At 35.7% G+C, this 23228-nt stretch carries 23 protein-coding genes and 1 pseudogene; 18 read left to right on the plus strand and 6 right to left on the minus strand.

Going from position 1 to position 23228, the window contains the following annotated elements; genetic code table 11:
• Positions 1-7 precede the first annotated feature (7 nt).
• The 13 genes and pseudogenes from secY to NPX36_RS08155 form a co-directional block, all read left to right on the plus strand.
• Positions 8-1354 carry a preprotein translocase subunit SecY gene (secY, locus tag NPX36_RS08095; protein ID WP_257498228.1) on the plus strand — a complete coding sequence of 449 codons (1347 nt, stop codon included), beginning with the start codon at positions 8-10 and terminating at the stop codon, positions 1352-1354.
• Positions 1355-1357: 3 nt separating this feature from the next.
• Positions 1358-1573 (plus strand): translation initiation factor IF-1, encoded by a 216-nt coding sequence (gene infA, locus NPX36_RS08100; protein WP_007136545.1) that lies wholly within the window; start codon positions 1358-1360, stop codon positions 1571-1573.
• An 11-nt stretch (positions 1574-1584) separates the two neighbouring features.
• Complete coding sequence (ykgO, locus tag NPX36_RS08105) at positions 1585-1701, plus strand: type B 50S ribosomal protein L36 (RefSeq protein WP_002987490.1); 117 nt, start codon at positions 1585-1587, stop codon at positions 1699-1701.
• 2 nt (positions 1702-1703) lie between these two features.
• A complete protein-coding gene (gene rpsM, locus NPX36_RS08110; protein WP_257498232.1) occupies positions 1704-2078 on the plus strand; it encodes a 30S ribosomal protein S13 in 375 nt (124 codons plus the stop codon).
• Between the two features lie 8 nt (positions 2079-2086).
• Entirely contained in the window at positions 2087-2470 is a 384-nt protein-coding gene (rpsK, locus tag NPX36_RS08115) for a 30S ribosomal protein S11 (RefSeq protein ID WP_091522117.1), read from the plus strand.
• An 89-nt stretch (positions 2471-2559) separates the two neighbouring features.
• Positions 2560-3165, plus strand: a complete 606-nt coding sequence (gene rpsD / locus NPX36_RS08120; protein WP_257498233.1) for a 30S ribosomal protein S4 — start codon at positions 2560-2562, stop codon at positions 3163-3165.
• Between the two features lie 25 nt (positions 3166-3190).
• Positions 3191-4183: a DNA-directed RNA polymerase subunit alpha gene (locus NPX36_RS08125; protein WP_257498234.1), complete on the plus strand. Its 993-nt coding sequence runs from the start codon at positions 3191-3193 to the stop codon at positions 4181-4183.
• 65 nt (positions 4184-4248) lie between these two features.
• Positions 4249-4737 carry a 50S ribosomal protein L17 gene (gene rplQ, locus NPX36_RS08130; protein ID WP_257498237.1) on the plus strand — a complete coding sequence of 163 codons (489 nt, stop codon included), beginning with the start codon at positions 4249-4251 and terminating at the stop codon, positions 4735-4737.
• A gap of 118 nt (positions 4738-4855) precedes the next feature.
• On the plus strand, positions 4856-5971 hold the full coding sequence (carA, locus tag NPX36_RS08135) for a glutamine-hydrolyzing carbamoyl-phosphate synthase small subunit (protein ID WP_257498238.1): 1116 nt from the start codon (positions 4856-4858) through the stop codon (positions 5969-5971).
• 44 nt (positions 5972-6015) lie between these two features.
• Positions 6016-6726, plus strand: coding sequence for a hypothetical protein (locus tag NPX36_RS08140; protein ID WP_257498239.1), 711 nt, complete (start codon positions 6016-6018; stop codon positions 6724-6726).
• Positions 6727-7066: 340 nt separating this feature from the next.
• Complete coding sequence (eno, locus tag NPX36_RS08145) at positions 7067-8362, plus strand: phosphopyruvate hydratase (protein WP_257498240.1); 1296 nt, start codon at positions 7067-7069, stop codon at positions 8360-8362.
• 277 nt (positions 8363-8639) lie between these two features.
• Entirely contained in the window at positions 8640-9923 is a 1284-nt protein-coding gene (locus tag NPX36_RS08150; RefSeq protein ID WP_257498241.1) for a citrate synthase, read from the plus strand.
• Positions 9924-10036: 113 nt separating this feature from the next.
• Positions 10037-11610: pseudogene (locus NPX36_RS08155) on the plus strand (IS1182 family transposase); the annotation flags it as partial.
• Between the two features lie 49 nt (positions 11611-11659).
• Here the strand turns inward: NPX36_RS08155 and NPX36_RS08160 are convergent.
• Positions 11660-12118: an apolipoprotein A1/A4/E family protein gene (locus NPX36_RS08160; RefSeq protein WP_257498242.1), complete on the minus strand. Its 459-nt coding sequence runs from the start codon at positions 12116-12118 to the stop codon at positions 11660-11662.
• An 89-nt stretch (positions 12119-12207) separates the two neighbouring features.
• Here NPX36_RS08160 and NPX36_RS08165 point away from each other — a divergent pair, with 89 nt between their 5' ends.
• The 3 genes from NPX36_RS08165 to ctlX are packed head-to-tail and all read left to right on the plus strand — an operon-like array spanning position 12208 to position 14508.
• A complete protein-coding gene (locus NPX36_RS08165) occupies positions 12208-13122 on the plus strand; it encodes a dimethylarginine dimethylaminohydrolase family protein (protein ID WP_257498243.1) in 915 nt (304 codons plus the stop codon).
• A 30-nt stretch (positions 13123-13152) separates the two neighbouring features.
• Positions 13153-13512 carry a four helix bundle protein gene (locus NPX36_RS08170; RefSeq protein ID WP_257498244.1) on the plus strand — a complete coding sequence of 120 codons (360 nt, stop codon included), beginning with the start codon at positions 13153-13155 and terminating at the stop codon, positions 13510-13512.
• Positions 13513-13569: 57 nt separating this feature from the next.
• A complete protein-coding gene (gene ctlX, locus NPX36_RS08175) occupies positions 13570-14508 on the plus strand; it encodes a citrulline utilization hydrolase CtlX (RefSeq protein ID WP_257498245.1) in 939 nt (312 codons plus the stop codon).
• A gap of 60 nt (positions 14509-14568) precedes the next feature.
• Here ctlX and NPX36_RS08180 read toward each other — a convergent pair whose 3' ends face one another.
• Entirely contained in the window at positions 14569-15189 is a 621-nt protein-coding gene (locus tag NPX36_RS08180) for a MarC family NAAT transporter (RefSeq protein ID WP_257498246.1), read from the minus strand.
• 85 nt (positions 15190-15274) lie between these two features.
• Between NPX36_RS08180 and NPX36_RS08185 the strand changes: the two genes are divergently transcribed.
• On the plus strand, positions 15275-16261 hold the full coding sequence (locus NPX36_RS08185) for an LLM class flavin-dependent oxidoreductase (RefSeq protein ID WP_257498247.1): 987 nt from the start codon (positions 15275-15277) through the stop codon (positions 16259-16261).
• A gap of 1 nt (position 16262) precedes the next feature.
• Positions 16263-17873 carry a coiled-coil domain-containing protein gene (locus NPX36_RS08190; protein ID WP_257498248.1) on the plus strand — a complete coding sequence of 537 codons (1611 nt, stop codon included), beginning with the start codon at positions 16263-16265 and terminating at the stop codon, positions 17871-17873.
• Between the two features lies 1 nt (position 17874).
• On the opposite strand, the gene murI is transcribed toward NPX36_RS08190, so the two are convergent.
• The 4 genes from murI to NPX36_RS08210 form a co-directional block, all read right to left on the minus strand.
• Positions 17875-18654: a glutamate racemase gene (murI, locus tag NPX36_RS08195; protein WP_257498249.1), complete on the minus strand. Its 780-nt coding sequence runs from the start codon at positions 18652-18654 to the stop codon at positions 17875-17877.
• Positions 18655-18722: 68 nt separating this feature from the next.
• Positions 18723-19232 (minus strand): OmpH family outer membrane protein, encoded by a 510-nt coding sequence (locus NPX36_RS08200; RefSeq protein ID WP_257498250.1) that lies wholly within the window; start codon positions 19230-19232, stop codon positions 18723-18725.
• Positions 19233-19295: 63 nt separating this feature from the next.
• Positions 19296-20411 carry an OmpH family outer membrane protein gene (locus NPX36_RS08205; RefSeq protein ID WP_257498251.1) on the minus strand — a complete coding sequence of 372 codons (1116 nt, stop codon included), beginning with the start codon at positions 20409-20411 and terminating at the stop codon, positions 19296-19298.
• A 28-nt stretch (positions 20412-20439) separates the two neighbouring features.
• Positions 20440-23226 (minus strand): BamA/OMP85 family outer membrane protein, encoded by a 2787-nt coding sequence (locus tag NPX36_RS08210; RefSeq protein WP_257498252.1) that lies wholly within the window; start codon positions 23224-23226, stop codon positions 20440-20442.
• Between the last annotated feature and the right edge of the window lie 2 nt (positions 23227-23228).

Consider the following 23228-nt stretch of genomic DNA (forward strand, 5'->3'; position numbering starts at 1 on the left):
ACTAGTTATGAAGAAGTTTTTTGAAACGTTAGCCAATATTTGGAATATTGAAGAACTTAAGAATAAAATCTTAATAACTTTAGGTATGTTGCTTGTGTATCGTTTTGGTGCACAAGTAACCTTACCAGGTATTGACGCTACAAAATTACATGCTTTATCAGATCAAACTGATCAAGGGATAGGGTGGCTAATAAATGTGTTTACAGGAGGTGCGTTTTCGCAGGCTTCTATTTTTGCATTGGGTATCATGCCGTATATCTCTGCATCAATTGTAGTTCAGTTAATGGGTATAGCTGTACCTTATTTGCAGAAACTTCAAAACGATGGTGAAAGTGGTAGAAAGAAAATGAACCAAATTACAAGATGGTTAACCATTGGTATCACCTTAGTACAAGGACCAGGTTATATCTATAATTTGTACAAACAATTACCGCCTGATGCATTTTTATTAGGCTTTGATTCTTTTTCTTTCTTGTTCTCTTCAGTATTAATCTTAACAACAGGAACAGTTTTCGCAATGTGGTTAGGAGAAAAGATTACTGATAAAGGAATTGGAAATGGTATTTCACTATTAATTATGGTTGGTATCATCGCAAAATTGCCAATGGCTTTCTTACAAGAAACACAATCTCGTATGGTAGCAGGTAATGGAGGTGCTATGATGATCGTAATTGAAGTGATTATTTGGTTAGTCATTATCATTGCTTGTATTCTTTTAACAATGGCCGTTCGTAAAATACCAGTTCAATACGCTCGTAGAAGCGTAGCGGGTGAATACGACGCAGCATCTGTATCTGGAAACCGCCAATGGATTCCATTAAAGCTGAATGCATCAGGTGTAATGCCCATTATCTTTGCACAAGCAATTATGTTTATACCACCAGTAATTGCTGGATTATCCTCTTCAGACGGTGCACAAACCGTAGCAACAATGTTCAATAACATTTTTGGTTTAGAGTATAATTTAGTTTTTGCTTTGTTAATCATAATTTTTTCGTACTTTTACACCGCGATTACGGTACCTACCAATAAAATGGCAGACGATTTAAAACGTAGTGGAGGTTTTATCCCTGGAATTAAACCCGGACAAGAAACCGCAAACTTCTTAGATCGTGTGATGTCATTAATCACATTCCCAGGTTCGTTGTTCCTAGCAGTTATTGCAATTTTACCTGCAGTTGCTGTATCATTATTAGACGTGCAACAAGGTTGGGCAATGTTTTATGGTGGAACCTCTTTATTGATTTTAGTGAGTGTTGCAATTGACACAATACAGCAAATTAATGCGTATTTGTTAAACAAACAATACGACGGACTAATGAAGAGCGGAAAAAATAGAAAAGCAATCGCTTAATATATGGCAAAACAATCAGCAATAGAACAAGACGGATCTATCATTGAAGCATTATCAAATGCAATGTTCCGTGTAGAATTAGAGAACGGACACATTGTAATTGCTCATATTTCTGGAAAAATGCGTATGCATTACATCAAATTATTACCTGGTGATAAAGTGAAGTTAGAAATGAGCCCTTACGATTTGTCTAAAGCAAGAATTACTTATAGATATTAAAGGCTGTTAAAATGAAAGTAAGAGCATCAGTAAAGAAAAGAAGTGCAGAATGCATTATTGTACGTAGAAAAGGAAGATTATACGTTATTAATAAAAAGAATCCTAGATTTAAACAAAGACAAGGATAATTATGGCAAGAATAGCAGGGGTAGATATACCTAAAAATAAAAGAGGAATTATTGCTTTAACTTACATATTTGGTGTAGGTTTAAGTAGAGCAAAAGAGGTGTTGGCAACAGCTAACGTAAACGAAGACAAAAAAGTGTCTGAATGGAACGATGAAGAAATCGGTGCTATTCGTGAGGCAATGTCTTATTACAAAATTGAAGGTGAATTGCGTTCAGAAGTATCTTTAAACATCAAACGTTTAATGGATATCGGATGTCAACGTGGAATCCGTCATAGAGCTGGTCTTCCATTAAGAGGACAAAGAACCAAAAACAACTCTAGAACAAGAAAAGGTAAAAGAAAAACTGTTGCTAACAAGAAAAAAGCAACTAAATAATAAGTAGTATGGCTAAAGCAAATACAAAAAAACGTAAAGTTATAGTTGAATCTACTGGAGAGGCTCACATCAGCGCAACTTTTAATAACATCATCATTTCCTTAACAAACAAAAAAGGTGAAGTTATTTCTTGGTCGTCAGCTGGTAAAATGGGATTCCGTGGTTCTAAAAAGAACACACCTTATGCAGCACAAATGGCAGCAGAAGATTGTGGAAAAGTAGCGTTAGAAGCTGGACTTAAAAAAGTGAAAGTTTACGTTAAAGGACCAGGAAATGGTAGAGAATCTGCAATTCGTTCTATCCACAACAGTGGAATTGAAGTGACAGAAATCATCGATATTACACCAATTCCTCACAACGGATGTCGTCCTCCAAAAAGAAGAAGAGTTTAATTTATAGTAATAGTATAACCTAAGGTAGGAGACGATTATCGGAGGATGAGACCTGAATTCATAATCCCTACCTTTTTTATTTTTTTAAAATGGCAAGATATACTGGTCCACAAACAAAAATCGCTCGTAAATTCGGAGAAGCAATCTTCGGAGATGACAGAGCATTCGAAAAAAGAAATTACCCTCCAGGGCAACATGGTTTAGCAAAGAAAAGAGGTAAAAAATCTGAGTATGCAATCCAATTAATGGAGAAACAAAAAGCTAAATACATCTATGGTGTTTTAGAAAAACAATTCCGTAACATGTTTAAAAAAGCTTCTGCATCAAAAGGTGTAACAGGTGAAGTTTTAATACAGTTATGTGAATCTCGTTTAGACAATGTGGTGTACAGAATGGGTATTGCCCCTTCACGTCGTGCAGCTCGTCAAATTGTTTCTCACAGACACGTTACCGTTAACGGAGAATTGGTAAACATTCCTTCATATCAATTAAAAGCTGGTGATAAAGTAGCCGTTCGTGAAAAGTCAAAATCTTTAGATGCAATCGAACGTTCATTATCTAATTCTAGCGCTGTTTACGAATGGATTACTTGGAACAATGATACAAAAGAAGGTACATTCGTTAGTGTTCCTGCTAGACTTCAAGTTCCAGAAAACATCAAAGAACAGTTAATCGTAGAGTTGTACAACAAATAATAATTGACATTCAGTCGAAATACACATGGCAATATTTAATTTTCAAAAGCCCGACAAAGTTATCATGATTGATTCCACCGATTTTAAAGGGAAATTCGAGTTTCGCCCTTTAGAACCAGGTTACGGATTAACCATTGGTAATGCACTAAGAAGAGTACTTCTGTCATCATTAGAAGGATACGCAATTACTTCGGTACGTATTGAAGGTGTTGAGCATGAGTTTTCTACTATTTCTGGTGTTGTTGAGGATGTAACAGAAATTATCTTAAATCTTAAACAAGTGCGTTTTAAACGTCAAATTGAAGATGTGGATAATGAATCTGTTAGCATATCATTCACAGGAAAAGATCAATTAACAGCAGGTGATTTCCAAAAATTCATTTCAGGTTTTCAAGTTTTAAACCCTGATTTGGTAATTTGCAACCTTGATAGCAAAGTAACCATAAACATGGAGCTTTCTATTGAAAAAGGTAGAGGTTATGTACCCGCAGAAGAAAATAGAAAGCCCAACGCACCTTTCGGTACCATTTATACAGATTCTATTTATACACCTGTAAAAAATGTGAAGTATGCCATAGAAAACTATCGTGTGGAGCAAAAAACCGATTACGAAAAATTGGTTTTTGATATCGTTACAGATGGTTCTATCCACCCTAAGGATGCTTTAACAGAAGCTGCTAAAACGTTGATTCACCATTTCATGTTATTCTCTGATGAAAGAATCACTTTAGAGGCCGATGAAATTGCTCAAACTGAATCTTATGATGAGGAATCATTACACATGAGACAGCTTCTAAAAACAAAATTGGTAGATTTAGACCTTTCAGTAAGAGCATTAAATTGTTTAAAAGCGGCTGAAGTAGATACATTAGGCGATTTGGTTTCTTATAACAAAAACGATTTAATGAAATTTAGAAACTTCGGAAAAAAATCTTTAACAGAACTAGAAGAATTAGTACAAGTAAAAGGTTTAACTTTCGGAATGGATCTATCAAAATACAAATTAGATAAAGAATAAATTACTTCATATTTTGCGCTCCGAATAGACGGATTGAAGCAAGATGAAGCTAAAAAGACAACGTCATGAGACACGGAAAAAAAGTAAATCACTTAGGAAGACAAGCAGGTCACAGAAAAGCAATGTTGGCTAATATGGCTTGTTCTTTAATTGAACACAAACGTATTAATACTACAGTTGCTAAAGCAAAAGCATTAAAACAATTTGTGGAACCTTTAGTAACTAAATCTAAAACAGACGATACACACAACCGTCGTGTTGTTTTTTCTTACTTAAGAAATAAATACGCTGTTACTGAATTATTCAGAGAAGTAGCACCTAAAGTAGGAGACCGTCCGGGAGGATACACCCGTATTATTAAATTAGGAAATCGTTTAGGAGATAACGCTGAAATGGCAATGATCGAATTAGTAGATTTCAATGAAATTTATAATGCTGGTAAAAATGAAGTTAAAAAAGCATCAACTAGAAGAGGTAGAAAAAAAGCTGAACCAAAAGCGGAAGCTACCCCTGCAACAGAAACTTCTACTGAAGCTAATGAAACAAATGAATAGTTTATTAAACATACATTATTCTAATATATTAAAAGGACAAACTTTTAAAGTTTGTCCTTTTTTTTATACTTTTTTTTAAACTTTATATTAATTTTGTACACCGAAATATCAACAAACAATGAAATATACTTCTAAAGATAAAGCAATCGTACTTTTAAGCGACGGCACTATTTTTTATGGAAAATCTGTAGGGATTAAAGGAACAACTACTGGCGAAATTTGTTTTAATACAGGGGTAACCGGTTATCAAGAAATTTTTACTGACCCTTCCTACTTTGGTCAAATCATGCTTTCAACAGTAGCACATATCGGTAATTACGGTGTGCATGAAGACGAAGTTGATTCAGACGGAATTAAAATTTCGGGATTGGTTTGTAAAAATTTTAGCACCAACTATTCGCGTCCTGCTGCAAGTGGTTCGCTGTATGATTATTTTGAAAAGAAAAATCTGGTAGCCATTTCGGATGTTGATACACGCGCATTGGTCAGTTACATTCGCGACAACGGAGCTATGAACGCCGTTATATCAACAGACGGCAAATCAATCGATGAGTTAAAGGAAATTTTGGCTGCCGTACCCAATATGAATGGTTTAGAATTGGCTTCAAAAGTTTCTACAAAAGAGCCTTATTTCTATGGCGATGAAAATGCAACATACAAAGTAGCAGCTTTAGATTTTGGTATCAAAACAAATATCTTGCGTTGCTTGGCAGCGCGCGACTGCTATGTGAAAGTGTATCCTTACAACGCAACCCTTCAAGATTTGAACGCTTTTAACCCTGATGGATACTTCTTATCAAACGGGCCTGGGGATCCGCAACCGTTAACCGAAGTGATCCAAACGGCTAAAGACATTATTGCGACCAACAAACCGGTTTTCGGAATTTGTTTAGGGCATCAAATCATTGCTTTGTCGCAAGGGATAAATACCTATAAAATGTTTAACGGGCACCGTGGAATCAATCACCCAATTATGAATACGCTTTCTGGAAAAGGCGAAATTACTTCTCAAAACCATGGTTTTGCAGTAGATCGTGAAGAAGTAGAACAGCATCCAAATGTAGAAATGACGCATTATCATTTAAACGACAATACCGTTGCAGGTATCCGCTTAAAAGATAAGCAAGTGTTTTCTGTGCAATACCACCCGGAATCATCACCAGGACCAAACGATTCAAAATATTTGTTTGACGAGTTTGTATCTTATATGAAAGAACAAAAAGAAGCTGTATAAGCTTCTTTTTTTTGTATATTTATGAAACTTAAAACTTAAGCACTATGGTTGTAAATGTAAAAGTGTCTTTTGCATATAATTGGTCTTCTTTACGTACTATCAATGTCTATACAGATAATAATTTTTGTACGAGTATCAATGCAAATGGTAACCACAGTATCGAAATACCAAATAATGTAAAAGAAATCAGCTTTCAGCTAGGTAGTATTTATCCGTATAAGACTGTTGTTTCAGTAACACCTACTGATACTAAAGAAGGTGAAATTTTTGTTGGTTTATATCTTAATTACAGAGGCTTGTTGCTTTCTTTATACGACAGTTTAAAAAATGATTTTTTAAAAGGTAGAAAATTAACAATTGTAGAATACAACACATTTGGTAACTCGGATATAAATACAGAATTAATAGTACTTAAAAATTCAAGGACATCACTATTAATGTTGCTTATTTCATTAATAATTTTAGTTTTTTCTGTTGTTCAACAAAATAATACCTTGGCGCCCTTCGCTTTTTTAATTGGTATTTCTTCCTTAATAACATCCCTGGTTTATTATAAGGAACAAAAAGTTGAACGAAATACTTACAAGGTGAGGATAATTTCAAGTGTGATGCTTTTTGTTTTATCAGTTTATTTTCTTGACAATAGTTACATGTTTTTACACTGGGTTATTTTAATATTCACTGTTTTGTTAGTTTTTTTCTTTATTGAAAATTTAAGGAACAGTGAAAACAAAAATTTAAAAGAAGCTGTATAAGCTTCTTTTTTTTTATCAATCAAATAAGTACATTTGCAACAACAAATTAAACAAATCAATTAAAGATATGGGTTTTGAAGAACTGCTTTACAAAATACTTATTCCAATAAATACCATTCTAATTATTATAGTTTGGGCTTATATTGTAAGGTTGAATAAAAGAACTATAAAACCAAATATTTATACAAAAGTGGCAGGAATATCTTTGTTAATAATCTGGATCGTTTTATTCTATCTATTAAGTCAGTACGTATTATGAAAAGAAGCTTAATCGCTTCTTTTTTTTTATCAATCAAATAAGTACATTTGCAACAACAAATTAAACAACACAATTAAAGATATGAGTACAATTGTAAGAATTCATGCACGTCAGATTTTAGATTCTCGTGGAAATCCAACAGTAGAAGTAGATGTGGTTACAGAAAACGGAGTTTTGGGTCGCGCAGCGGTGCCCTCAGGTGCATCAACAGGTGAACACGAAGCCGTAGAATTGCGTGATGGTGGCAAAGAATGGATGGGAAAAGGCGTTTTAACAGCTGTTAAGAATGTCAATGAAGTAATTGCAGAAAATATTGTAGGATTTAGTGTTTTTGAACAAAACGCAATCGATCAGGCAATGAATGAATTAGATGGTACTCCAAACAAATCAAACCTTGGGGCAAATGCTATTTTAGGTGTTTCGTTGGCAGTTGCAAAAGCGGCAGCAAACGAATTGGGGATGCCTTTATACCGTTACGTTGGTGGAGTTTCTGCAAACACCTTGCCGGTTCCAATGATGAACATCATTAATGGTGGTTCGCATTCTGATGCACCAATTGCATTTCAAGAGTTTATGATTATGCCGGTTTCTGCTGCTAATTTTACAGAAGCAATGCAAATGGGAACTGAAATCTTCCATAATTTGAAAAAAGTATTACACGATAGAAATTTAAGCACTGCAGTTGGCGACGAAGGTGGTTTTGCACCAAATTTAGCTGGCGGTACAGAAGATGCGTTAGATTCCATTAAATTGGCTGTGGAAAAAGCAGGTTATGTTTTTGGAAAAGACATCATGATTGCTTTGGATTGTGCTGCTTCGGAGTTTTATGTAAACGGTGCATACGATTACAAAAAATTTGAGGGTGATGCAGGAAAAGTTCGTACATCAGAAGAACAAGCAGCCTATTTAGCTGAATTATGCGAGAAATATCCAATTATTTCAATCGAAGACGGAATGTATGAAGACGATTGGGATGGTTGGAACTTACTTACTCAAAAAATTGGCGATAAAGTGCAGTTAGTTGGCGACGATTTATTTGTAACAAATGTAGCACGTTTAGAGCGTGGAATTACTGAAAACACAGCTAATTCAATTTTGATTAAAGTAAATCAAATTGGTACGTTGAGCGAAACTATTGCGGCTGTAAACATGGCACATAATGCAGGCTACACATCAGTAATGAGCCACCGTTCGGGCGAAACAGAAGATCATACAATTGCCGATTTGGCTGTGGCATTAAACTGCGGACAAATTAAAACAGGTTCTGCTTCGCGTTCAGACCGTATGAGTAAATACAACCAATTACTTAGAATTGAAGAAGAGTTGGGCGCTGTGGCATACTATCCGCAAAACAAAGCTTTTAAGGTAAAAAGCTAATATTTTTAAATATTTTGTAAAAAAGACGCTTATGCGTCTTTTTTGCTTTTTTAGCTATTTTATCTCAAAAAAACACAAAGCATTCCTTAAAAATTAGGAATATTAAAATTTAATCTTAAATTGGTGTGAATAAAACGGCTTATAGCGATGTGGCTGTTGTGTTTATTATAAATAATTTATATAATTCATAGGAATTATTTATATATTTATACTTTATTAAGTGAAACATTTTTATTAAATTCGCTTCAAACAAAATAAAAAATAAACTAAAAAATATATGTCAAAAACTGCAACTATATCTATAGATGACAAAACGTTAGAATTACCTATAATTGTTGGTACAGAAAACGAGGTGGCTATTGATATTGAAAAGTTAAGAGCTTTAACCGGTGCAATTACATTAGATCCGGGTTATAAAAACTCTGGTTCTTGTAAAAGTGCCATTACTTTTTTAGATGGGGAAGAAGGAATTTTAAGATACCGAGGATATTCAATTGAAGATTTAGCTGAAAAATCAAACTTTTTAGAAGTAGCTTATTTAGTTATTTTTGGCGAGTTGCCAACTGCGCAACAAATCGAAAAATTTGAAAACGATATCCGTAAATATACGTTGGTAAACGAGGAAATGAAAGGCATCATCGATGGTTTTCCAAAACACGCACATCCAATGGGTATCTTGGCATCTTTAACATGCGCTTTAACTGCTTTTAATCCAAAAGTAGTAAATGTGGAAGACGATCAGCAAATGTATGATGCTGTTTGCAAAATAATGGGTAAATTCTTAGTAGTTGCAACATGGACATACAGAAAAATAAATGGTTATCCATTAAATTATTACGATAACACATTGCCGTATGTAGATAACTTTTTACAATTGATGTTTAAATTACCAACAGGTCCTTACAAAGTAAACCCGGTAGTTTTAAACGCAATTGATAAATTATTCATTTTACACGCAGACCACGAGCAAAACTGTTCTACATCAACTGTGCGTATGGTAGGTTCTTCGCATGCAGGTTTGTTTGCATCTATTTCTGCTGGTGTGTCGGCGCTTTGGGGACCACTTCACGGCGGTGCTAATCAGGCTGTTCTAGAAATGCTAGAAGAAATCCAGAAAGATGGTGGCGATGCAGATAAATATCTTGCAAAGGCAAAAGACAAAAACGATCCATTCCGTTTAATGGGCTTTGGACACCGTGTGTATAAAAATTTCGATCCTCGTGCACGTATCATCAAAAAAGCAGCAGACGAAGTTTTGGCAGAATTAGGCGTGAACGATCCAATCTTAAAAATCGCTAAAGATTTAGAAGAAATGGCGTTAAAAGACGAATATTTCGTGTCTCGTAATTTATATCCAAACGTAGATTTCTATTCAGGTATTATTTACCGTGCATTAGGAATACCAACCGAAATGTTCACCGTAATGTTTGCAATTGGACGTTTACCGGGATGGGTGGCTCAATGGAAAGAAATGCGTGAAAACAAAGAACCAATTGGTCGTCCACGTCAAGTATATGTAGGAGAGCAATTACGTGCGTTCAAAGAAATAGCAAACAGATAATAAAAATCTGTTTTCATCATAAAAAGAGGCTGTCCAAAAAGTTTGGGCAGCCCTTTTTTTGTTGTGTTTTCTCTAAAAAATTCGTATTTTAGAGTTGAACAAAAAACCCAACTATGGCTAAGGTAACATTTAAAAATCAAACAGGCAACTCTCCAGAACTTTTCCCTATCAATATTTTTGATTTGATTCCAGAAGACCACCCCGTTCGGTTGGTGGATTCGGTGGTTAATCAATTGGATATCAGCGATATTACAAATCTTTACTTAGGCGGAGGTTGCTCTGCATATCATCCGAGAATGATGATTAAAGTGTTGTTTTACAGCTATTTGTCCAACATTTATTCGTGTAGAAAAATCGCCAAAGCCCTTACCGAAAACATTCATTTTATGTACATTTCGGGAAATTCTACGCCAAATTTTAGAACCATCAACGAATTTAGAGGGAAAATTTTGAAGGAGAAAATCAAAGATTTGTTTGCCGAAGTGGTGAAAATGCTGGTAGAATTGGGCTACATCAGCCTTGATATTCAGTATATTGACGGCACAAAAATAGAGGCAAAATCCAATAAATACACCTTCGTTTGGCGGGGTTCTGTGGAAAAGTACAAAGAAAAATTAGAAGTTAAAATCAATACGATTCTTTCAGATATTGAAAACAGTATTCAATCAGATAATCAAGAACTTAACAAGGAAGAACTGCCCAAAAAAATCAATTCCGAAGAACTAAAGAGAAGTTATCTGAATTGAACAAAAAACTAAAAGAACCTACCAAAAAACAGGCAAAAGAGCTACAAAAACTTCAGGATGAGCATCTTCCAAAATTAGAAAAATACGAAAAAGACCTAGAAACTTTAGGCGATAGGAATTCTTACAGCAAAACCGACCCCGACGCTACTTTTATGCGGATGAAGGAAGATCACATGAAAAACGGACAGCTTAAACCGGCTTATAATACGCAGATTTCAACTGAAAACCAGTTTATTACACACATCTCTATCCATCAAAAACCTGGTGACACCACCACTTTAGAATCTCATTTGGAAGGTTTTGAAAATGCTTACAAAAAACAAAGCAAAGAAGTGGTTGCCGATGCAGGATACGGAAGTGAGGAGAATTACGAAATGCTTGAAAATAAGAGCGTTACAGCGTATGTGAAGTATAATTATTTTCATGCAGAACAGAAAAAGAAGATGGAAAACAATCCGTTTTTGGTTCAGAATTTATTCTATAACCAAGAACAAGATTTTTACGTTTGTCCGATGGGTCAACGAATGGAAAATATAGGCAAAGGCAAACGAATTTCGAGCAACGGATACGAATCGCAAGTGTCTTATTATCAAGCTAAAAACTGCAACAATTGTCCGCTTCGAGGGGAATGTTTCAATGCAAAAGGCAACCGAAAAATAGAAGTCAACCACCGATTAAATGAATTAAAACACAAGGCTAAAACATTATTAACTAGCGAAGAAGGTTTAAAACACCGAAGCAAACGCCCGATAGAAGTAGAAGCTGTCTTTGGTCAACTCAAAAGCAATAATAAATTTAACAGATTTACATTCAAAGGATTAGAAAAAGTAGAATTAGAATTTCTACTGATGGCTCTTGGACATAATTTTAGAAAAATGGTGGCTAAAGGAGCGACTTCTAAGAAAATTGTTGTAAAAACCGCAAAACGAGGTTCAAAAATGATTTTTGAAATTGAAATTTTCATTTTTAAGCATCAAGAATTTTCTTCAACTAAAAATAATCATCAAAATTTTCACTATCAAAAATTAGCCGCATAAAAAAAAGACTGCCCTTTTTGGACAGCCTCTTGTTTTCGTGTTCAGTAGCGTTTCCGGTTAAATCATCAAATTTTTCTTCCGCTTTGTCAGCTAAATCACTTGCTGCTTCTTTTGCTTGTGTAGTTTTTTCTTCTACCCAATCTTGCGCTTCTTCAAACTTTTCACTAGCAGTAGCTTTTACCTCTTCAAATTTTTCGGCAGCTGTAGCTTTCGCTTCTTCAAGTTTCTCAGAAATGTTCATTTCCTCTACTTTTTTTGAAACGGTTTCCGAAAATTCAGTCGCTTTTTCTTTTACATCATCAACCAGTTCTTCGGCTTTGTCCATTGCTTTGTCTGCAAACTCGCTAATTTCAGCCGATGCTTCATTGGTAGCTTCTTTAGCTTTACCAAATAATTTACTAAAAAATCCCATAGATATTAATTTTTTCTCAAATGTAGTTTTTTTAATAATATAGTGAACAAATCTTTATAGGTTTTTTATCTTTGTGAAAATCAATTTTTATGTTACAATTACATGTAAAAAACGAAACTTCAAGGCTTAAAGCAGTAATACTTGGAACAGCAGTAAGCAATGGGCCAACGCCCAGTATTGAAGAAGCTTACGATCCAAAATCACTAGAACATATCAAGGCAGGTACATATCCTGTGGAAAAAGATATGATTGACGAAATGGAAGCATTTAACGAAGTTTTTAAAAAATATAACGTTACGGTTTACCGCCCGCAAACTATCGAAAATTACAACCAAATATTTAGTAGAGATATTGGTTTTGTGATTGATGATATTTTTATAAAAGCAAATATTTTGCCTGATCGAGAGCGCGAATTAGATGCCATTCAATATGTGATTGATCAAATAGATCCTGCAAAAGTAGTACGTCCGCCAGAAGAAGTTCATATCGAAGGGGGTGATGTAATGCTGCACAACGATCATATTTTCATCGGAACATATAAGGGAAGTGATTATAAAGATTTCATAACAGCGCGTACCAATATGGCAGGTGTCAATTATATCAAAGAATTGTTTCCACACAAAATTGTAAAGGAATTTGATTTGGTAAAATCTAAAATTGAGCCACGCGATAACGCACTGCATTTAGACTGTTGTTTTCAGCCTGTAGGAGAAAATAAAGGAATTATCTACAAATCGGGTTTCCGTGAAGAAGCAGATTATATGTATTTGGTGAATCTTTTTGGCAGAGAAAATCTGTTTCATATTGAACGCGAAGAAATGTATCACATGAATTCTAATGTTTTTTCAATTGATAAAAATGTGGTAGTTTCCGAACGCAATTTCACCCGATTAAACAATTGGTTGCGCGATAACGGATTCACCGTGGAAGAAATTCCATATGCAGAAATTTCCAAACAAGAAGGCCTTTTACGCTGTTCCACTTTACCATTAATAAGAGAATAAGTTTTACGTTATATGTTTTAGGTTTTAATCATGAGTAGTTATAGAGATTTAGACATTTACAAAATTAGTTTGTCTTTGTTTTACGAAGTGCACCCAATGTCTTTAAAATTGCCTAAACACGAATTATACGAATTAGGAAGTCAATTAAGAAGATCGTCTGATAGCATTGTAACAAATATTGCAGAAGGCTACGGGCGAAGTGCTTATAAAGCAGAGTTTGTGAGATTCCTAACCTTTTCATGGGCAAGTTGTTCAGAGACAATTAATCATCTTGAAAAGATTAAACATTTGTACGGTAACTTATTTAGAGATGACTTTATTCAGAATTATGAGATTTTAAGTGCTAAAATTTATACTTTTATTAAATACGTTGAAAATAATTGGAAATAGAAACATATAACATCACAAAACATACAACTTAATACATACAACATAGAACAAAAAAATATGAGTCAACAAGCAGCAAATACCGTATTAATGATTCGTCCAGTGCAATTCCGTATGAACGAACAAACGGCAGTAAATAATTACTATCAAAAGAGGTTAGAAGGATTAACCCCAGCAAACGTAAACCAAAAAGCTCAAGAAGAATTTGATGGATTTGTAGAGCGTTTGCGTTCGGTTGGTGTAAACGTGGTGGTGGTAGATGATACCAAAGAAAGCGATACACCTGATAGCATCTTTCCAAACAACTGGATTTCTTTTCACGACAATGCCGAAGTGGTTTTGTATCCCATGTTTGCAGAAAACCGCAGATTAGAACGCCGCGAAGATATTTTGGACATTTTGGAAGAGAAAGGTTTTAAGATTAACGAAATAAACGATTACACATCGGCAGAAGAAGACAATATCTTTTTAGAAGGAACCGGAAGCATGATTATCGATCGGGAAAATGCTAAAGTGTATGCCGCATTATCGCCTCGTGCAGACGAAGAATTGATTATAGAGTTTTGCGAAGACAACGATATGCACCCGGTGATTTTTGAAGCATATCAAACAGTTGACGGCAAACGTTTACCCATTTACCATACCAATGTTATGATGAGTATTGCCGAAACTTTTGCAGTGATTTGTGGAGATAGTATCGATGATAAACAAGAACGCAAATTGGTGGTGAACAGCCTGAAAGAAGACGGCAAAGAAATTATTTACATTACCGAAGACCAAGTAAACCACTTTGCAGGAAACATGTTGCAGGTTGAAGGAAAAGACGAGCAACTGTATATGGTAATGAGTACACAGGCTTATGAAAGTTTAACCGATGCTCAGATTAAAGCCATAGAAAAACACTGTGCCATTCTCCACGCACCGCTTTATACTATCGAAGCTTGCGGCGGCGGAAGTGCTCGTTGTATGCTGGCAGAAGTGTTTTTACCTCAGGAATAAAATAAAATTTATACAAAAAAACGCATTGAGCAATCAATGCGTTTTTTTGTATATACCTTCTTAAATTTTAAAGATAATAAGCAGCGAATTAATAATGTATTGAATACCAATTGCCAAAACCAAGAAACCAATAATTCTTGAAATAGCTACAATACCAGCTGCTCCCAAAAGTTTAGATATATAATTGGCGCTCCTTAAAATTAAGAATACAGTTATCGCAACTGCAAAAATAGCAGCAACAATTAAAAGTTTGTTCATTAGTTCAGGGTTGTCTTGCTCCATCGCAATGAGCAACGACATAGAACCCGGACCTGCCATCATAGGAATTGCCAATGGAGTCAATGCAATATCATTTCGTTGTTGGGCATCATCGGCCACTTTTTTATTTACACCTCTGCGTTTACTAAAACTGCCAGATAAAAGGCCAAAACCTGATGAACAAATCACCACACCACCGGCTATTCGTAGCACATCGATACTAATTCCGAAAAAATTTAAAATTATTTTGCCAATAAAAAACGATATAACCAAAATAATGAATACATTCACCGACGCCCAAAAAGCGGTTTTGTTTTTAATTTCTTTAGAATCGTCTTGAGTCAATCCAAGAAAAATAGGAACAGAACCCAATGGATTAATTACCGAAAATAAAGCTGCAAATGTTATTAAAAATAGATCCATACAATGAAGGTAGAAAGATTTTTTAAAGCTAAAAAATAAAATCAAATTACAGTTTAAATAAAATGAGTATTTTTATAAAAAAAATATGAACTATTCTTTTCTTGATTTAGTTTACGTTAAAGAAAATCAAACGGTTCAGCAGGCATTCAACGAGCTCAAAACCACTTCGCAAAAGGCAGATGCGTTGGGGTTTACACGTTATTGGCTTGCCGAACATCACAATATGGAAGGTGTGGCTAGTAATGCTACATCGGTTTTGATGGGGTATGTTGCCGCAAACACGCAGAAAATTCGAGTGGGATCAGGTGGTGTTATGTTGCCCAATCACTCGCCCTTAGCAATTTCGGAACAGTTTGGTACCTTGGCTCAGATTTATCCCAACAGAATTGATCTAGGCTTGGGAAGAGCACCAGGAACCGACGGACTAACTGCGCAACACATGAATGAAAGCTTTATGAAAAATGTACACGAGTTTCCAAAAAATGTGTCCGCAATCCAGCAATATATTTCTGCAGAAAACACCGAAGCTAAAGTACGTGCGTATGTTGCAGAAGGAACCAATATTCCTATTTATATATTGGGTTCCAGTACCGATAGTGCCGTTTTGGCTGCTGCCTATGGCTTGCCCTACGCTTTTGCATCACACTTTGCACCACAACAATTGGGAGCGGCATTTAAGTTTTACACCGATGAATTTCAACCAAACAGCGGAATAGCATCACCTTATAAAATAGCTTGTGTAAATGTAATTATTGGTGAAACAAACGAAGAAGCGAAATTGCAAGCTTCCACCTTTTATAAAATGTTTTTAGGATTGATTCGCAACCAGCGCTCTAAAATGAAACAGCCCGATCTAAATTTTTATAATGATTGGTCAGTGGTTGAAGAAGCGCAGTTAAGCCAAATGACCGCAGGAAGTTTTATTGGTGACAAAGAAACTGTGGCTCGAAATTTGCAACAATTCATCGACCGTTATAAAATAGATGAAATCATGATGTCGTGCCCAATATATTCGGTAGAAAAACGTTTGTATTCAATGGAGCAATTTGCTTCAATTATTTCTAAAATTTAAAATGAAAAAAATATTTATATCTATTAGTTGTGCTTTTACCATGGTAGCCATACAGGCAAAACCAACGTTGTCTTATGTCAATGAAATCAATTACAACAATCCTTTGGTTATTGTGAATGGTTACAAAATTCGTTATGTGGATTATGCCAAGATAAAAGTCGAGTACATTGAAAGTATTGTAGAATTAGAACCAAAAGATGCGGTGGAAGTGTTTGGCGAAATCGGAAGTAACGGAGCCATTATCATCAAGTTGGTTGATAGTTTTAAATCGTTTTCTGTTGAAGGAGCAAAAATTGATGACCGCCTTATTGAAAAAGTAGCTTTTTATGCAGAGCAAGCCAAATTACAAGAGCAAGCGCGATTAGAAGCAGAAGCAAAAGCTCAGAAAGAAGCCGAAGAAAAAGCCCGTTTAGCTGCAGAAGCAAAAGCAAAAAGAGAAGCCGAGGAACAAGCCCGATTAGAAGCAGAAGCAAAAGCTCAGAAAGAAGCCGAAGAAAAAGCCCGTTTAGCTGCAGAAGCAAAAGCAAAAAGAGAAGCCGATGAACAAGCACGATTAGAGGCAGAAGCCAAAGCAAAGAAAGAAGCTGAGGTAAAAGCGCAATTGCAAGCGGAAGCAGATGCCAAAAGAGCAAGCGAAGAACAAGCCCGATTAGAAGCAGCTAACAAAGCTAAAAAAGAAGCAGAAGAAAAAGCCCGATTAGAGGCCGAAGCCAAAGCAAAACGAGAAGCCGATGAACAAGCCCGATTAGAGGCAGCTCTTGCAGCAAAGAAAGAGGCTGAAGAAAGAAAACGTTTAGAAGCCGAAGCTAAAAAAGAAGCCGATGAGCAAGCACGATTAGAAGCGGAAGCCAAAGCCAAACGAGAAGCAGAGGAAAAAGCCCGACTAGAAGCGGAAGCTAAAGCCAAACGAGAAGCAGAAGAAAAGGCCCGATTAGAAGCAGAAGCTAAAGCAAAACGAGAAGCAGAGGAAAAAGCACGATTAGAAGCGGAAGCCAAAGCCAAACGAGAAGCAGAGGAAAAGGCCCGATTAGAAGCGGAAGCCAAAGCCAAACGAGAAGCAGAGGAAAAAGCACGATTAGAAGCGGAAGCCAAAGCCAAACGAGAAGCGGAAGAAAAAGCACGTCTAGAAGCGGAAGCCAAAGCTAAAAAAGAAGCAGAAGAAAAGGCTCGATTAGAAGCGAAAGCCAAAGCCAAACGAGAAGCAGAGGAAAAGGCTCGATTAGAAGCGGAAGCTAAGGCCAAACGAGAAGCAGAGGAAAAAGCGCGATTAGAAGCGGAAGCTAAAGCCAAACGTGAAGCAGAGGAAAAAGCGCGTTTAGAAGCAGAAGCTAAAGCCAAACGAGAAGCCGATGAAAAACGAAATCAGGCTTTGAAAGAGGTGGAAGATATGAAAAATAAAGAAGCTTTAAATGCAGATTTTATTAATAAACTGGAACAAGATTTCAAAAAAAGTATTAATAATCCACGTATTAAAAAAGTTTTGATCGAAGGGAAAGAGGTGACAAAAGCGGAAGCACTTAAATTGAGTGTTTTTGATGTTGAAACATCTATTATTACTTTTGATAAAATAAATGGAGATGGAATTCTAGAGATTAAATTAACTAAGAAATAAATCAGAATTCCAGCAATTCAGCGGTACCAAATGGGTGAATAAAACTTTGCATAACAGCCACATTTTTTGTTGTGTAAAATTTTGTTTCGCCCATTTTTTTATCGGTTTTAAGTAAGTTGTTTGCTTCTAATATGCGGTGGGTATGTTTTGCAACTGCCTCTCCAGAATCAATAATTTTTATGTTGGAAGGAAGCAACTTGTTCAAAATGGGTTTCAGGTAAGGGTAGTGGGTACAGCCCAAAACCAAATGATCTATTTTAGCTTCAATCATTGGTTGCATATATTCTTTTAAAAGTAGCTCTAGTTCGGTTGAGTACAAACCTCCTTCTTCAATAATCTGAACAATTTTATATCCTATTTGATTAATAAAAGTAACGTTTGGGTATAAAAGTTGAGCTTCACTGTATTTTTTACTTAACAGCGTTCCTTGTGTTGCCAACACACCCACTTTGCCAGTTTTTGTGAGCATTGCTGCTGGTTTTATTGCTGGTTCTATGCCAATGATTGGTACTTCAAAAGTGTTTCGCAATTCGGCAATTGCATTTGTTGTGGCAGTGTTGCACGCTACAATAATTATTTTTGCACCTTGTTCTATAAGCCAAGCCGTATTTCTTTTAGAAAGTGCTATTATTTCTTGTTTTGTTTTTTGACCATAGGGTGCATTCATGCTATCGCCTAAAAACAATGTGTTTTCATGGGGTAGTAGATAGTGTAGGGCTTGCCAAACAGTGGTGCCGCCAATTCCCGAATCGAATAAGCCAATAGGTCGCGTATCATTCATATAAACAAAAGTAAAAAAAAACTACCTAAAAAAATTAGGTAGTTTTCATGTTATTTCTAAAAAAGGGATTAATTTATTTTTAATTCTTTTTTAACTTCTGCCATTAAATTTGGACCATCTGCTAAGATTACTCCCGAACCAATAGTAGAATCTAAAACATATTTGTAACCTTTTGCACGAGCTACTTTGTGGATCGCTTGTTGTGCTTTTGTTAAAATTGGTTCAGATAAAGCCAATTCTTTTTTACCCATTTCTTGTTGTGCATTTTGTGCAAATAAACTCATACGTTCTTCCATTTCCTGCATTTCTTTCATACGGGTTTGGTTCAATGCGTCACCTGCTGTTGCTGCCTCTGCCTGGTATTTTTGACCTTTGGTTTGGTAGTCTTTTTGCATGGTTTCCAATTCTTTTTTGTATTTTTCTTGCAACTTTGTTAATTCGTCTTTTGCTGCTTTAGATTCAGGCATTAACGGAATTAACTCTGATACATTAATGTGGGCAACTTCTTGTGCTTGTGTAGCTACATTAAAACCTACAACCATTATTGCTGCCAAAAACAATTTTCTTAATTTTCTCATTTTTGATTTTTAATTTAATTGAACTTATAAAACCTTTGCGAAGGTACTTATTTTTTTTAATTTTTATTTATTTTTCTTACGCTCTTCTATTTCTTTTAAACGCTTTTGCCTTTCTTCTTCTGCTTTTTTCTTGCGATCTTCAATAAGTTTTTTACGCGCCTCTATAGCTTTTGCTTTTTTCTCAGCCGCTTCTTTTCTGCGTTGTTCTTGCTGCGCTTTTATTTGTTGTACGCGCTCTGATACAGGTTTTGAAGTCGTAGAAGTGCTTTGTTGTGTTTTGTTGAGTGCTTGCTCTCTACGTTTCAATGCTTCTTCGCGCGCTTTTTCTTTTGCCAAACGTGCTTCTTCTTGTTTTTTAAGAATTTCCGCTTTGCGTTTTTCTATTTCTTTAATTTTTTCTTCTCTGATACGTTCGCGTTCTGCTTTAGCTTTTTCTATTCTTTCTTGAATTTCGCGGCGTTTTTTCTCTTCAGGTGTTTCCGTTGGAACTGGTTCTGCTGATTGTGCATTTTGCTGCGAAAGTTGTTCCTTTTCTTCTTCTAGCAAACGTTGACGTTCTTCCAATTCATCGCGTTTGGAGCGCTGACGTTCTTTAATTTCGTTTTGGCGTTCGGCCAATTCTAACTGTTCAATTTCTTTTTTGGAAAGTTTGCTTTTGTTTCGTGTTATTTCTAATTTTCGAATCACCTGATCGGATATTTCATCAGCAGAATTCACATATAACAAAGCAGCTTCACTACTTGCCGATTTATCAATCACTGAAGAATATCTTTTTCGTTTTGCTATTTCTTCAACAATTGTTGAAATTTGATCTTGAAGCGGCTTTGCTAAATTCAATTTTTGTTTGAAATAATCGCCGTCTTTACCAAATTTTTCATGCTGAAAGTCTAAAAGCTCTTTTTCGATAATTTGGATGTCTTCTTCTTTTTCATCAATCAACTGCTGGGTGAGCAAAGGGCGTTCCACGTTTAATTGATCTTTTAAATCTTTTATTTCCTTTTTTTTACGTTCAATAACTGCTTCCCATTCGGCAGTACGTTTCTTTAATTCTTTATTTGCTTCCTCGTATTCGGGCATTTTACTCATAATAAAGTCTGAATCGATATAAGCAATTCGACCTTTTTGAGCATATCCAAAACTGCACAAGCAAACAAGTAAAATAGAAACTAATTTTTTCATATAATATATTTATTCAAAATGTGTGCCATTAAAATTGCTGGCCCAATATAAAGTGCGTTTGCCAGCCACCTTTTTCGTTACGACCCGGAATTTTATCGAATCCATAACCAAAGTCAATACCTAACAAACCAAACATTGGCATGTGTACACGAACACCAGCACCTGCTGAGCGTTGCAATTTGAATGGATTGTAGTTTGCAAAACCTTCATAAGCTGCTCCTGCATCAAAGAAAGTTAAAACATACGCACTCATTTGTCCTTTTAATGATATAGGATAACGTAATTCTAAGGAGAATTTATTGTACACGGTACCACCAACTTCTCTTTCATACCCCAATTCATCGTCGTATCTGCTTGGACTCAGTGAGTTATCGGTGTATCCACGAAGGGCCACATTTTCTCTTCCGTCCATTGCATTCATCATCATTCCGCTTCCTCCTAGATAAAAACGTTCAAACGGGATAATGCCGCGGTCGTTGTTATATGCACCTAAGAAACCAAATTGTCCTTGCGAACGCAACACCAATTTATCAAACAATGTGGTGTACCAATCGGCTTTAAAGTTGATTTTATAGTATTCTAACCAATTAAATTTCTTTTGGTTTATTTTATCTTGATCCACACGGGCATCGCGATAATCTGTTACAGGCATTCCGTTTTTATCTAGATAAGTACCCACTGGAATATCTGCTCCTGTTACAGGATTTGTTTGCACGCTTGTGGTTTTGTATTTATATTCTTCCATATTTTCTAAATTCTTGTAATCTACATTGTTGAATAAAGAATATGGAGCGGTAAATTTACCCGAAACACTTAAGAAAGCACCCGATTGTGGATAAATTGCTGGCATGATACCTCCACGGTTGTCACGTGAAAGTTCAATGGTGTAGGCTAAATTGCGTGATGAACCATTTTTAAAAGCAAAAAAGTTTGAAAAATAGTTGTTCAACTCATAGTACTGAAAACTTAATGAGTGAGACAACGTAAAGGCATCATCTGGTACCAATAAACGTTTTGCCATACCCAAAGTAGCAGTTGTAATGTTCAAACCTTGGCTTCTGTCTATATCTCGTGTTCTAAAGTTAAAAGACTTTTGGCTGGTATAAGAGATCGATCCAAACAATGAAATAGGACGGCGACCACCAAACCACGGCTCAGAAAAACTTAAACTGTAGGTTTGAAAATAGGTGGCTGCTTGCAAACGCAACGACATTTTTTGTGCATCACCCATTGGGAATGGTTTATAGGCTTCTTTATTGAAAAGATTTCGAACAGAAAAGTTATTGAATGATAAAGCCAATGTACCAATAAAGGTTCCACCACCGTAACCACCTTGAACTTCTACTTGCGATTGACCGTTTTCCACTACAGGATAATCCACATCTACGGTTGCGGTTTCAGGATCGGCATTTTTTATATCGGGGTTTAGTGCCGATGCATCAAAAATACCCATACTACCTAAGCGGCGTATTGTTTCGATTAAATCGGCTTTAGACCATTTTTGTCCGGGTAACGTACGCAATTCACGAAGAATAATGTAATCGTGGGTTTTGTCGTTGCCCGAAACGGTAACGTTGTTAAAATGTGCCACCGGACCTTCAAAAATACGCACATCAAAATCAATGGTATCGTTGTTAGTAGCAGTTTCGATTAAGTTTACTTGCGACCATAAATATCCTGCGTTTTGATACACGTTTTCTATATTCATCGCATCAGGGTTTGTAGGATCTTTTACGCGTTTTTCCAACAAAACACCGTTGTAAACTTCTCCTTTTTGCATACCTAATATTGTACGCAAACCTTGACTTGTATATTCACTGTTCCCAATAAAACGAATGTCGCCAATGTAATATTTTTTTCCTTCTTCTAAATCAATATCGATAGCAACTGTGTTTTTCTTTGCATCATACGTTGCTTTTTCAGAAATAATTCTCGCATCTCGGTAGCCTTTTTCTTTGTAAGCATTGATAATGTTTGCTAAATCGTTTTTATATTCGTTTTCAATAAACTTAGAAGGTTTAAAGATTCGCAACGGGTTTAACGGACTTCTTTGCTTGGTTTTTTTCATTGCTTTGCGCAATTTTGCATCACTAAGCTGGTTGTTTCCATTAAAATCGATGTCTGAAATACGCACTTTGCTGCCTTTGTTGATATCAATCAATAAGTCTGCCGTTTTTTTATCGCTATGTAATTGTCTGCTAACGGTGACTTTTGTGTTGTAAAAACCATCTTTGCGGTATTTATTGGTAAGATAGTTTTTTGTGGTCGATATAAGGTTGTCGTTGATGATTTTTCCTTCAACGATTTTTATTTTTTTGTCTTCTTTTCCTGCAGTGGTTGATGTTGCAGGTATCGCTAATTGTAAATCTTTTAAAATTTCTTCTTTTTTAGATTTTTTGATACCTGTTATTTGAACATCTTTTAAACGAGGCAATTCGTTTAAGTAAATTTCTAAATTCAACACATCGCCCTCAATCGATGATTCATACACATTGATGTCACTAAAATAACCGGTTTTCCATAATTTTTTAATGGCATTCGAAATTTCTTCACCAGGAAGGGTGATTACCTGACCTTTTTCTAAACCAGCATAGGTAAAAATGGTAAGCTCGTTAAAATGATAGTTACCAGTAACCTTAATGGCTCCTAGACGATATCTTTTAGGGGCGTCTGGGTTTGTTTCAGAGTTGGGGTTTACTGTTTCTTTTGCAGCATCATTGGTGTTTGTGGTATTGTTTACTGTTTGCTCTTGTGCATTTGCAACAGCAAAACTTACTAATAATGGAAAAAGGTATTTTAATTTTTTGCGATGCATTA

The organism is Paenimyroides aestuarii (genome assembly GCF_024628805.1).
GTDB lineage: Bacteria > Bacteroidota > Bacteroidia > Flavobacteriales > Flavobacteriaceae > Flavobacterium > Flavobacterium aestuarii_A.

Bases quoted from the DNA above. Each gene is read 5' to 3' on its own strand.
- ykgO (WP_002987490.1), top strand. From the start codon at position 1,585: ATGAAAGTAAGAGCATCAGTAAAGAAAAGAAGTGCAGAATGCATTATT.
- NPX36_RS08150 (WP_257498241.1), top strand. From the start codon at position 8,640: ATGTCAAAAACTGCAACTATATCTATAGATGACAAAACGTTAGAATTA.
- carA (WP_257498238.1), top strand. From the start codon at position 4,856: ATGAAATATACTTCTAAAGATAAAGCAATCGTACTTTTAAGCGACGGC.
- NPX36_RS08180 (WP_257498246.1), bottom strand. From the start codon at position 15,189: ATGGATCTATTTTTAATAACATTTGCAGCTTTATTTTCGGTAATTAAT.
- rpsM (WP_257498232.1), top strand. From the start codon at position 1,704: ATGGCAAGAATAGCAGGGGTAGATATACCTAAAAATAAAAGAGGAATT.
- NPX36_RS08170 (WP_257498244.1), top strand. From the start codon at position 13,153: ATGAGTAGTTATAGAGATTTAGACATTTACAAAATTAGTTTGTCTTTG.
- rpsK (WP_091522117.1), top strand. From the start codon at position 2,087: ATGGCTAAAGCAAATACAAAAAAACGTAAAGTTATAGTTGAATCTACT.
- NPX36_RS08200 (WP_257498250.1), bottom strand. From the start codon at position 19,232: ATGAGAAAATTAAGAAAATTGTTTTTGGCAGCAATAATGGTTGTAGGT.
- rpsD (WP_257498233.1), top strand. From the start codon at position 2,560: ATGGCAAGATATACTGGTCCACAAACAAAAATCGCTCGTAAATTCGGA.
- rplQ (WP_257498237.1), top strand. From the start codon at position 4,249: ATGAGACACGGAAAAAAAGTAAATCACTTAGGAAGACAAGCAGGTCAC.
- eno (WP_257498240.1), top strand. From the start codon at position 7,067: ATGAGTACAATTGTAAGAATTCATGCACGTCAGATTTTAGATTCTCGT.
- NPX36_RS08210 (WP_257498252.1), bottom strand. From the start codon at position 23,226: ATGCATCGCAAAAAATTAAAATACCTTTTTCCATTATTAGTAAGTTTT.
- NPX36_RS08125 (WP_257498234.1), top strand. From the start codon at position 3,191: ATGGCAATATTTAATTTTCAAAAGCCCGACAAAGTTATCATGATTGAT.
- infA (WP_007136545.1), top strand. From the start codon at position 1,358: ATGGCAAAACAATCAGCAATAGAACAAGACGGATCTATCATTGAAGCA.
- ctlX (WP_257498245.1), top strand. From the start codon at position 13,570: ATGAGTCAACAAGCAGCAAATACCGTATTAATGATTCGTCCAGTGCAA.
- NPX36_RS08140 (WP_257498239.1), top strand. From the start codon at position 6,016: ATGGTTGTAAATGTAAAAGTGTCTTTTGCATATAATTGGTCTTCTTTA.
- secY (WP_257498228.1), top strand. From the start codon at position 8: ATGAAGAAGTTTTTTGAAACGTTAGCCAATATTTGGAATATTGAAGAA.
- NPX36_RS08165 (WP_257498243.1), top strand. From the start codon at position 12,208: ATGTTACAATTACATGTAAAAAACGAAACTTCAAGGCTTAAAGCAGTA.
- NPX36_RS08205 (WP_257498251.1), bottom strand. From the start codon at position 20,411: ATGAAAAAATTAGTTTCTATTTTACTTGTTTGCTTGTGCAGTTTTGGA.
- NPX36_RS08185 (WP_257498247.1), top strand. From the start codon at position 15,275: ATGAACTATTCTTTTCTTGATTTAGTTTACGTTAAAGAAAATCAAACG.
- murI (WP_257498249.1), bottom strand. From the start codon at position 18,654: ATGAATGATACGCGACCTATTGGCTTATTCGATTCGGGAATTGGCGGC.
- NPX36_RS08190 (WP_257498248.1), top strand. From the start codon at position 16,263: ATGAAAAAAATATTTATATCTATTAGTTGTGCTTTTACCATGGTAGCC.
- NPX36_RS08160 (WP_257498242.1), bottom strand. From the start codon at position 12,118: ATGGGATTTTTTAGTAAATTATTTGGTAAAGCTAAAGAAGCTACCAAT.